At 60.3% G+C, this 9451-nt stretch carries 9 protein-coding genes; all 9 read left to right on the forward strand.

Annotated elements, in window-relative coordinates; genetic code table 11:
- Positions 1 to 953, forward strand: a 953-nt coding sequence (locus CDI09_RS16640; RefSeq protein WP_249034054.1) for an ATPase, T2SS/T4P/T4SS family, incomplete at its 5' end; no start/stop codon positions are given.
- The gene (icmT, locus tag CDI09_RS16645) at positions 953 to 1201 is read left to right on the forward strand and encodes an IcmT/TraK family protein (protein ID WP_078524615.1); all 249 of its coding nucleotides are present in this window, start codon (positions 953 to 955) and stop codon (positions 1199 to 1201) included. The genes CDI09_RS16640 and icmT, both read left to right, overlap by 1 nt.
- On the forward strand, positions 1198 to 1620 hold the full coding sequence (locus CDI09_RS16650; protein WP_078524616.1) for a hypothetical protein: 423 nt from the start codon (positions 1198 to 1200) through the stop codon (positions 1618 to 1620). The genes icmT and CDI09_RS16650 overlap by 4 nt, the downstream gene beginning before the upstream one ends.
- Positions 1617 to 2126: a lytic transglycosylase domain-containing protein gene (locus CDI09_RS16655; RefSeq protein WP_078524617.1), complete on the forward strand. Its 510-nt coding sequence runs from the start codon at positions 1617 to 1619 to the stop codon at positions 2124 to 2126. Before CDI09_RS16650 ends, CDI09_RS16655 begins: the two co-directional genes overlap by 4 nt.
- Complete coding sequence (locus CDI09_RS16660; protein WP_078524618.1) at positions 2123 to 3304, forward strand: secretion/conjugation apparatus DotM-related subunit; 1182 nt, start codon at positions 2123 to 2125, stop codon at positions 3302 to 3304. The genes CDI09_RS16655 and CDI09_RS16660 overlap by 4 nt, the downstream gene beginning before the upstream one ends.
- Complete coding sequence (locus CDI09_RS16665) at positions 3279 to 3884, forward strand: hypothetical protein (protein ID WP_078524619.1); 606 nt, start codon at positions 3279 to 3281, stop codon at positions 3882 to 3884. Before CDI09_RS16660 ends, CDI09_RS16665 begins: the two co-directional genes overlap by 26 nt.
- A gap of 3 nt (positions 3885 to 3887) precedes the next feature.
- Complete coding sequence (locus CDI09_RS16670; protein WP_078524620.1) at positions 3888 to 6230, forward strand: type IV secretory system conjugative DNA transfer family protein; 2343 nt, start codon at positions 3888 to 3890, stop codon at positions 6228 to 6230.
- Positions 6227 to 7543: a DUF1173 family protein gene (locus tag CDI09_RS16675; RefSeq protein ID WP_078524621.1), complete on the forward strand. Its 1317-nt coding sequence runs from the start codon at positions 6227 to 6229 to the stop codon at positions 7541 to 7543. The genes CDI09_RS16670 and CDI09_RS16675 overlap by 4 nt, the downstream gene beginning before the upstream one ends.
- A gap of 275 nt (positions 7544 to 7818) precedes the next feature.
- Entirely contained in the window at positions 7819 to 9384 is a 1566-nt protein-coding gene (locus CDI09_RS16685; protein WP_078524622.1) for a Fic family protein, read from the forward strand.
- The last annotated feature ends 67 nt before the right edge of the window (positions 9385 to 9451 follow it).

A 9451-nucleotide genomic window follows, 5' to 3' on the forward strand; every position in this document is an offset into this window, starting at 1 on the left:
CTCGCATACAACTGCAAAAGAATGGCACGGCTTCAGGCAGCATAAGCCGGGTCAGCCTCGGCGTTATCAGCCGCAAAATGCCCAACCCGACAGGCTGCTACAGCGTGGCACTGGACCGCAAGGTCAATCTGCGTTTCCGGATCAATCTTTCACCCATTTCGGTCAAGCGGGGCAGCGGCGTCCACATCGTCATGCGTCCGATCCCCGCGCGTCCCGCAAGCCTTGACCAGCAGATGGTCGAACAGGAAATCCGGGACACGAACAGGCTCAAAAGCGGCATGGTCCTGTTTGGTGGGGCAACCGGTTCCGGAAAGACCACGTTGCAATTCGGGCTTGCCATCGAAAAACTCATGGACCCGACCGTGTATTGCGACATGGCAACTGGCGAGGAGCCCATCGAGTTCCTGCTGGACGACCTGCGACCGCCTTCAGGCTCGCGGATCAGCCAGACGGAGATCCGCCCTCCTATCCTGACTTTTCCCACGTTCACCCGCAGCCTGACACGCCGCGAGATGAGCGATGGCATCATCACGGAATGTCGGGACGGCGAGACCATGAATGCAGCCATCAATATCGCCATGATGGGCGGTATCCTGGGCACGACGCTGCATGCAGACAGCGTCTCCCTCATGATCCAGCGCGCGATCGCGCTCTGTCCGCCCTCGGAACGTGACAACCTCGTCTCGGCCCTCGCTCAGGCGCTCCGGTTCTGCATCAACCAGCGCCTTGTGCCCCGCAAGGGCGGCGGGCGTGTTGCGATCCGCGAATTCCTCACCTTCGATCGTGATCTGCGCCGCAAGCTGACCCGGACCGAGCCAACAGACTGGCCGGACGTCGTGGCCGACGCGGTCGAGGCGCAGGGCCAGTCTTTCGGAAAGGCCATCCGCAAACTGCTTGATGCCGATCTGATCACCGAAGACACCGCTCTGGCGGAAGAAAGGAGAGACGCGTGATGTGGCGTGCAACGGCCTATCCTGTCCGGGTTTTCATTCTCGATGCCCGCAGCTGTTTTCCCATTCTCATCTCCGTGACACACTGGAGCCTCACCACCCTGCTGATCGGGGTCTTCGGCGTGGTGTTTTTCGGCACGATCTCGTTTTTCGGGCTGACGCTGCCGGCCGCGATACGCTCCATGCGACGCTTCCTCATCGGGCCGATCCGCACCGCCCTGCCGACATGGCAAAGGAGGCGGTTCTCATGAGCGCGATCGACCTGGCGGCGATCAGTGCGGCGCAGACACGGCTTCTGGCCAAAATCGGCAAGCCGATTGAACTGCTGGACCGTGGCACCGGAAAACGGGTGGTCGTATCACCGGCTGACGCGGCACACCCTGAAGCCTATCTGCCCATTTTCCTGATCAGTGCCGAAGCCCTGTGGCTGGAACTGACAGGGACGGGCTTTGCCCTTGATGTCAGCAGGACGCCCGACAGCGCGCTCGGCTATGCCGTCCGCAAGGTGCGCGCCGGTTCATTTACGGTCGTGATGTTATGTCTGATCGATGTCACGATGAGGCTTGCGGAGATGGACGACGCGCTGGTCCTCAATCATCTGATCGACTTCTGGGGCGAAGCCCATGGTCGGATTGCCGATGTCGCGCCGACCTTGCAGGGGGCGACATGATCCCCCGCCTCGCTCTGGCGGCACTCGGGGCGTTTCCCTTTTTTGTCGCCAGCACGACCGCCCGCGCCGCGAGCATCGAAGAAAATGGCCGCCAGATTGCAGCGTGTCTGGAGGCTTCGGCAAAAATCTCCGGTGTGCCCCGTGGCGTGCTGCTCGTCCTCCTCTATGTCGAGGCAGGTCGTCCCGGAATGGTCAGCCCGAACAGTAACGGCACGGCGGATCTCGGGCCGATGCAGGTCAACACGACATGGGTCGATCGCATCGCGAGGCGATGGCATAGCACGCCCGCGCAAACATATGCGGCGCTGCGCGACAGTTCGTGCGCCAATATCGAGGCAGGCGCCTGGATCCTCGGTCAGGCGATGCACGAAGCACACGGCGACCTCTGGCAGGCCGTGGCATTCTATCACTCTCATACCCCACGCCATGGCAACGCCTATCTCCGGCGTTTCTACGACATCGCCCTCACGATGATGGCCAGAAACCGCAGGGACGATCGCTCATGAGCACGAGCCGCGTCCCATGGTCATCCAGCGATGACTATCTGCTCTTTTCTTCGATCATTATCATCGTCGGGGTCCTGCTGTTCAGCTACATGGCCTGGAGCCTGTGGCATACGCAGATCACGGCCTTCTATCTGCGGGCCATGCTGGGGCAGATCAACCTGCTGCATACGTCTAATCCCGACCTGATGCGCCTGCGCTTCCAGTTGCAGGCCGCGCAATATCGACCGGATCTGGTGCGGGCGATCCAGCTTTATTATGGCCTTACGATCCTGGGCAATGCCCTGAAATGGCCGGTGGCCATCGTGATTGCCCTCATGGGCGGGTTATGCATGTGGCGTGCTGCCCCCGGCCGTTTTGCAAAAGCGCTCGATCTGGAAGGTCTGATCGCAGTGCAGGCAGAAATGTTTCCGACACTGAAAGGCTTCGTCCGACGCCGACTGGACAGGCTTGTAACGCCTACGGATGGTACTCCCCTGCCCGCGGACCCGGCTCTGACACGTGCCGAATGGGGCGCGCGCTTCGCTGTCGATGCACAGGGCCGCTACAGTGAAACCGGCGCGCTCGAGGCGTTCACGCGCCAGTTGGGCCGCCACTGGTCCAGCATCCACGCCGCATCCCCTGTCGAACAGGTGCTTCTCGTTGCCTTTGCGATGCACTACCTCCAGAGGCGTCGGGACGCCCTCGCCCTGCTTGGTGAACTCTCTGCCGGCCTGGCCGACGCCGGCCTTGATGGTCCGCATGGTCCGCTGGCGCCACTCACGGTGCCAGAGTCCGTTGTACGAAGCGCCCGCTCTGCCCTGCAGGACAAGGAAATCACAAACTGTATCGATACGCTCTGCGAGCGCAGCGGGTGGAGCGTGACCGCGCTCATGACCCTGCTGCACGAGGCCCGGCGTCAGGCGGGCGTACTGGCACCCTCCTCATTCGCCATCGTGAAGCTGATCGACCGATCATTGTGGTACGCGCTGCACTCACTCGGCTTTCCTGCTGAAATCCCGGCCGAAGACCTTCATCCCAATCCCCGCATCGAGGCCGCCGGCGCGCGTGCGCACTGGAGCGAAGAGCGGCGCTACCAGCGTCCGATCTACATCCCTGCGGTTGAGAACGCACTCGCCATCCTGCGTCCGATGCCCGAAGCACAAGGATCTTCCCATGACCCGTATCATCCTCCACGCTGATGGCCGGGCGCCCATCACCATTGAACTCGACGGGACAGGTTTACAGCCGCTCCATTTCCATCTTGGATCTGATTTCGGGCAGGCGGAGACGAGTGATGCAGCAGCCACTTTACCAGAAGCGACAGCGGCACGGCGCGGGCGCCTGAAAAAAGCATTGCCCGCGCTCATCGCCGGAGGGCTGGCCGCCATCCTGATCATCGGCACACGTCAGGCCATGGTTTCCGACCGCGCCGTTCCCGACACGGGGCCCAGTGGCATACTACGGCCGCCTGCAATTCTACCCCCACTCTCCGGCGCGCCCATGACGGACGAAGGCGCGCCAGGGGTCCGCTCAACCTATGTGCCGGGCGCGCGCATGCCGGTCGATGGAAATGTGGTCGGCAATCCCGACGGTCACCCGGCGAGCGCGGAAATCGATGCCGCACGACGCATCATGACGCAGCGGCCTGTCGTCACTTATCCGCACCCCCCAGGTGGCGCGCAGACAGCGCCGACGGCGCCGGTCTCCCCCACGGCACCAACCGCTCCCGTGGCGCCTACGATCGACACGGGAAAATCTCCTTTTGGGCTGGAAGACTGAGGCATGGTGAAGCGCGAGATCGGCGGACCGCAGGTCCACCAGCAACTGAAACACGGCTCTACCTATCGCGACACGCGTCCCTTCACGGTCCGGATCGCCGAAGAGCTGCAATCCGGCAGTTCCGGGTTCATCCTCGTGATTCTGGCAGGGCTCGGCGTGCTGGCTCCCGCGATCATCGGAATCACCTTTCCGCTCGCCCTCTGCCTGATGCTCTGGGTCATGACCCGCCATCCGGTGCTGCCTTTTCATCTGCCCAGGTATTCCGGCCTGAAGGACAGACACGATCTTGACCCCAAAACCCGTCGGCCGCGGATGGCAGCAGGCATCATATATCTCGGAACAGACGGGCTAACCGGCCAGCAACTCTGGCTTTCATCCGACGCGGGACGCCAGCACGCCGCCGTGCCAGGCACAACCGGCGCGGGCAAAACGACATCCGCCATCTCCCTGCTCGCCAATCCTCTTGCGCATGGATCCGGGTTCATCCTGATCGACGGCAAGGGAGACAACACGGTCCACGGCGATGTGCTGGCGCTTGCCCGCCGCTTCGGGCTGGACGACCAGGTGCTCAATCTCAATTTTCTGACCGCAAGCGGCATCCGCCAGTCCAATACGTTTAATCCGTTTGCGACAGGCAATGCCGACGCCATCCGTGAAATGCTGGTCAGCCAGCTTGGCGAGCCTTCCAGCAACGACGCCAACGGCGTCTTTCGGGATCGTGCCGTCGGTCTTGCCGGCACGATCGCCCCGGTCCTGACCTGGATGCGCGACACGCACGGCGTGCCGATCAACATCGAGACCATGCGCTACGCCATGGAACTGCGCTGGATCGGCACGCTGGCCCGGCATCGCGTATTCCTGATCCGCAATCCCGGCTCCGATCACCCCATTGAGATCAGCGTTCCCGAAATTCCCGACGATATCCTCTATCCAGCCCAGGCCTATCTGGGCGAACTGCCGGGGTATGATTCCTCTCTGGCGTGGAATGAGCAGAAAGAAAACAGACCGAGCGAGCAACATGGTTACGCCAAGATGTATTTCACCCGGGTTTTCACACAGCTTGGCGTCAGTCTCGGACACATCTTCCGGGCCCAGATCCCTGACATCGACATGCGCGATGTGGTGCTGAACCGCCGCATTCTCGTTGTCACGCTGCCAGCGCTGGAGAATTCCTCGGATACGCTGGCCGGACTGGGCAAGATCGTGGTCGCTGCCGGTCGCGGCGTCATGGCCCAGCTTCTTGGCGCCCGCCTTGACGGCCCCGCCGAGCAGGTCTTCAAGCTCAAGGCGGGCAGCGGCGACGCGCCGTTCCATTTCTTCTACGACGAACTCTCCGCCTACGTCACGGACGGCATGGACCGACAGCTGGCCATGGGACGCGGTCTGAACTGCATGTTCTGGCTGGGATTTCAGGATCTTCCGGGTCTCACGACACGCATCGGCGACAAAGCCTTTACCCTGCTCGGCAATGCCAACCTCACCCACGCCATGCGTCTGCAGGATGCCATGCGCACGCGCGAGTGGATCGAAAAGCAGTCCGATCGGATCGAGGTCAGTCAGGCCACGCATTTTGAAGGCAACTCTGCGGGAAGTTACCGGGAAGGACGGGGCGCCGAAGTCCGGGAAGTCGCCCGTATCCCCTGGGCAGACCTTCAGTCGCTCATCGAGGGCGAGGCCATAACGATGTACGCCGGTCGCATTGTCCATTCGAAGACGTTCTTTGCCGCCGTCAATGGGCGGTCAGGCGCAATCCGCATGGCCCAGCCGGTCATGCTTGCAGCGCCGCTGGACCTGAATCGGGTCCCCCCGGACCAGCAGTTGCTCGCCCTCCTCGCGACGATCGAAGGCGGCCTGTTTCAGTCTGAACTGACCACGGTACACGACGAGCCGGATGTTCGCGCACTCCAGGAAGCAGTCGACCGCCTCGGTTCAGGTTCTAAAGACATCCTGCGCAATTTTGCACAGATTGGTGCAGCAGTCGCCGCCACACCACGCCGGGTTGCGACCGCCAGTGACGATGAAGGGACTGAACACGCAGCCGGAACAGACATGCTGACCCCATTTTCCTATATGCTGCGTGATGCTGCCTCCACCCCGAAACCCGGTTTTCGGACACCGCCCCGCACCATACCTCCCATCGACGGTCACCTGCTTGGACGCCTGGAGGCCATTGAACGCCGCGTAGACCGGCAACCAGGTGTAGCCCGGCGTCAGGCACTGCTTATATTGGGTGTCAGGGACGCGATGACAAAAGGCGCACCGAAGGAGGGCGCTGCCAGCACCGGGATGACCGAGAAGGAAATCCTCGCCCAGATCAGGATATTGCGCGAAAAAACCTCGGCATGACGGGCACGATCATCATCCTTCCCGGCGGGGAAAGGTTCCAGCTCGAATGGCGCCGGAGTGACCCGGAGCGCTGGGAACGCCGCCTGAAGGCAAAATATAACGAGAGCCGGAGCGCGGAGCGTTCTGACAAGGCGCGATGCCTGTGCCAGCATCGCGGGGCCGCACTGCCTCTACAGATCCGTTACCGGGCGGACAGTCACAGTTTTCACCTCGCCGTCTGGCCAAATGAAGGGCCGCTGCACGAAAAGACATGCGCGTTCTACAAGCCTGATCCAGAAAAAAGTGGGCGCGCCAGCTATGTAAATGGCGTAATTCGCGAGGGTGAGGATGGGGATGTCGCTGTGACCCTGTCGATCGGCCTGCGCCGCAAGGGACCACCCCGGCCAGTCGATGACACGCCGCTGCCTGCTTCAGATCGGGCCGGACAGGCGCGACAGCGCCGAATGACGCCTCTCGGGCTGCCCCATCTCCTGTGGGAACGGGCGGGGCTGACCGAATGGCGGCCACAATTTGCCAGACACCGCACACCGACGGTTGCCCTGGGCCGGATCGCCTCTGCCGGAACCCGGATCCGGGCGCAGGGCAGACTGATCTCCGATCTTCTATGCCCTGTTGCCCCAGGGCATGAAAAATTCGGACGGCGTTTCCATGCCATTGTCAGGACAGAAGGACAGGAAAACCATCTGTTCCTGATCGGGTTCATGGAGGCTCTGGAACCAGATCCAAGGGGCAATTTCACCATGGCCCTGAGCGGCCAGCGCAACGGTTACCGCTGCTTTCTGACAGTGCCTGCGGCCGAGAGGAACCGTCTTGCCCGGTCGCACCAACTGGCGGCAGCCACGCTCGCCCTGCCCGAAGCGGCGCGGCAGGCACATGTTGTAGCGCTGCTCTATGTGGCGGCACGAAACATCGGAACGCCCAATAGCCGGTGGAGGGGCTGGATCCAGGCGGAAGTCAGGACCGGTGCCCTGATGACCGTCTCTCGCAGCATGCTTCCTTTCGAAAGCAGCCATGAACTGGCGGTGGCCGATCCCCTCGTGACAGCGGGACGCGCATTCGAAAAACCACTACGTTTCGACGCGGAACGGGATCTCGTTTTCCCCGACTTCATCCTGCAGGACACTGCGCGAAGTGCCGGATATCCAATGGAAGTTTTCGGCCGTACGGACGAGGCCTACACTGCCAGACGAGCCGAGAAGGAAAACTACTACAACATGACTTTCGGCAGAGGCGGATGGTGGTCATGGGATGCAACAACGGAAAGCCGGATTCCAGCCTTTCCGCCCACCAGAAAAGGAGCGACGCTGAGCTGATCACGCCAGATAATGCCTTTCATCCGGCTTGGTCGGGCTCCAGATTTTGTCAACGCAACCGAACCCTGCCGGACCATATCATCGGACACCAGAAGCAAACAGGCTGATCATGCGGCGCTTCAGCGAATGGGAATTATTGATCACAAAGGCGACGTGACGAAAGCCTACGCGTGGCCACGGCTGTCCATATATATTTTTTTACACAAGACACCGTTTATATGCGATTTTAAGCATCAATAAACGGTTTTGGACAATTCAGCAGGAATTTAATTCCAATGGCAGACCCGATCGGCGGCATGTGGCTCGCACTGAAATATGATGCAGAGCCATTCGGCGGACTGGCTGTCAAAAGCCAGCTTGGAAGTCGCCGGTCGAGCAGTCATCATAATTTATACAGCATCGAGACATATCCTGAAAACATGCGTCCGGCCGACACGGCAGCCGCGCATCTGCAGTTTCATCTGCGACACGAACCCACCAGCCTGGAGTTGCTGGCGCGCATCTTTGCGAAGATCGGACCAGGTTTTGTCCAGGAGTGGATAAACAATGCACCGACCGGACAATATGCCAGACGGGCATCGTTTCTCTATGAATTCGTCACCGGACAAACGCTCGTGCCGCCAGTCGACCTCGGCGGCAACTACGTTCCCGCCCTGGATGCATCTTTTCAGGTAACCGCGTCTCCAGACAGGATGAGCAACGTCAGCCGATGGCGCGTCCGTGACAACATGCCCGGGAATCCCTTTTTTTGTCCCTTTATCCCGCTATCCAGTCAACTCAAGACGGCTTCGGAGATGGACGTATCTGCCGGTTACGGTGAACTGGTGCAGGAATTCGGCGAGAGCATGCTTGCCCGGGCCGCAGTGTGGCTGACAAATCGTGAAAGCAAGGCAAGTTTCACCATTGAAGGTGAGGCGCACCAACTTGACCGGATCCAGCGCTTCAGCCACGTACTCGCCACGAGGACAGGGCATGGGGCAGTCCCCCTGACAGATACTGACCTTGCCGACTTGCAACGCAACATCCTCGGTGACGTCACAATAACCGAGCATTTTGGCTTGCGGCTGTCACCGGTATTCGTTGGAGAATACACGATGAGGTACGAGAATGTTGTTCATTACCTCGCGCCTCCCGCACAAGACGTAGCGGATATGCTTGGAGGATTAAAAATTTTCCTCGACAGGACGGAAGGACAGTCTCCTGTCATGCGTAGCGCCGTGGCAGCCTTCGGGTTCGTCTACATCCATCCTCTTTCTGACGGGAACGGCCGTGTACACCGGTTCCTGATAAACGACGTTCTCAGGCGGGACGGCGCCATCCCCGACCAGATCATCCTTCCCATCTCAGCTACCATCATTGGAGACCCGACGAGCAGGCGAAACTACGACCAGATTCTGGACAGGGTTTCAAAACCCCTAATGCGACAGATCACGGATCATGTCTCTTTCGATCGTGACATGAAGACCTATCCTGATGGGATAAAATCCAATCTCGACTTCTCGAATCCTGACCTGGCGAAACCGGCCTGGCGCTATATCAATTTCGCCCCCCACGTTATCTATCTCAGCACAGCACTAGAGATGACCATCAAGCACCACATGAAAGAGGAAGCCATATATCTCCGGTCGCACCATAATGCCCGGCAGGCACTCAAGGAACTTGTTGAAATGCCGGATATGGATGCCGACCGCATCATCAGGTCATTACGGGATACTCATTTCATACCAAGCGGCAAGATTCAAAAAGAATATCCCATGATCGAAAAATTCAGGCTTTGGAACGCCATCTCTGAGGCGCTGAGGCGTTCATTCGTAAGCTCCCGGCGACTGACGCCTTGCTGAATACTTCTGGTCTGGTTCAGCTATGAAGCATGAGCGATTTAAGAGATAGGGACGCGGTACTACCTGC

The sequence above is a fragment of the Komagataeibacter nataicola genome, assembly GCF_003207795.1.
GTDB classification, from domain to species: Bacteria; Pseudomonadota; Alphaproteobacteria; order Acetobacterales; family Acetobacteraceae; genus Komagataeibacter; species Komagataeibacter nataicola.